Source organism: Ruegeria sp. AF1, assembly GCF_056542125.1.
This window is the reverse complement of record NZ_JBQFZG010000043.1, coordinates 1-1506: the sequence shown is the minus strand read 5'-3', so window position 1 is coordinate 1506 and position 1506 is coordinate 1. Positions and strand designations below refer to the sequence as shown.

Annotated in this window: 1 pseudogene; it reads right to left on the bottom strand. The window is 58.8% G+C overall.

The features are described from left to right. Positions 1 to 68 precede the first annotated feature (68 nt). Positions 69 to 1430 (bottom strand): annotated as a pseudogene (locus ACR0BK_RS20330) (IS1182 family transposase). Positions 1431 to 1506: the final 76 nt, after the last annotated feature.

Sequence of the window (1506 nt, the reverse complement as noted above, 5' to 3'; positions counted from 1 at the left end):
GATGCTGTTGAAAAAGTCGATGTGTAAGCGCGGCGGAAATAGCGGCTGAAGTCTTCCTGCTCGGCTCTTCACGCCGAGATTGGTCTGAGCTTTGCAAGTTTGCGGAGGTTCTGGACTGTTGCTGCGAGGTGGAACTCATCCTTGGCGCCGTTTGGTCCTCTAAGGCGGAGGCGGTCGAGGCCGATGATGCGTTTGAGGTGGGCGAGGAGCATCTCTACCTTCTTTCTGGCGTAGCTGGAGACGACATAGGCATCGGTCTTCGCGATATCCCGTGCTTTTTGGCGGGCGTCTTCATGCCTGGATCGGGCGATTTTCCGGGTCGCCTGGTTGGGCGTGCATCGGGGCTTCAGCGGACACGCCGCGCATTCCTGTTTCCGGGCGTAGTATTTCTTGAAGCCATCCTTGCCGAACGCCGGGCGCCCCTTTGAGATGTTCCGCCAGTACGGCTTCAGCTCCTTCCCGCCGGGACATTTGTAAGCATCGGTGTCCGGATCGTAGGTGAAGTCGGTGGCAGGAAACGCGCCGTCCTTGCGCTCGGACTTGTCGAAGACCGGGATGTGGGGTTCGATACCTTGCTCTTTCACAAGCCAGCCAAGCATCTCCGCCGCACCATAGGCCGTGTCTGCGGCCAGCAGCCATGGGTGCAGGTCGAAACGGTCTTGGGTTCTCACCAGCATGTCTCGCACGGCACCCACTTCCGCCTGACGTATCGGCGCAGTCGCTTCGACATCGACGATGATCGCATGGTCCAGATCGACCAGGTAGTTGGTGCTGTAGGCAAAGAAGGGCCTGTCGCCATTGGCTCCGGTCAACCGCGCGGCCGGGTCGGCGGGCGAGATCGCCTTCGGCTTTACCGGTGTCGCAGCGCCGAAGGCCGCATCATCGAGCGTATCAAGCTATTCCTGCGTCGCCCGGTTTGCAGCATCTGCTGCAGACCATTCCGAGAAGTCCACCTTCGTATAGCGGCTGGCATCAGCCTTGATGAGCGAAGCATCTGCTCCAAAGCTCTCGCCGCCGACCAGTCCCTCGGCAATGCAGCGCGCCAGCACCTGCTCGAACAGATGCCGGAAGAGGTTGCTGTCCCGGAAACGTCCATGTCGGTTCTTGGAAAAGGTGGAATGATCGGGCACCGGATCGGCCAGATCGAGGCGACAGAACCAGCGATACGCCAGATTCAGATGCACCTCTTCACACAGCCGCCGCTCTGACCGGATACCGAAGGCATAGCCCACAATCAGCATTCGGATCATCAGCTCGGGATCAACCGAGGGCCTGCCTGTTGAACTGTAGAACGGCGCGAGATGTCGGCGCATGTCAACAAGGTCTACAAACCGGTCGATCGCGCGCAAAAGGTGATCCGTCGGAACGTGATCCTCAATACTGAACTCGTAGAACAGCGCACCCTGCGCAACTTGCCTCGGTCCCATCATCAGCAACTCTCCTGCAACTCAAGAGAATTGAATCAGCAGCCAAAGCATCGCTCAAGCAGAGTTTTTCAACAGTATC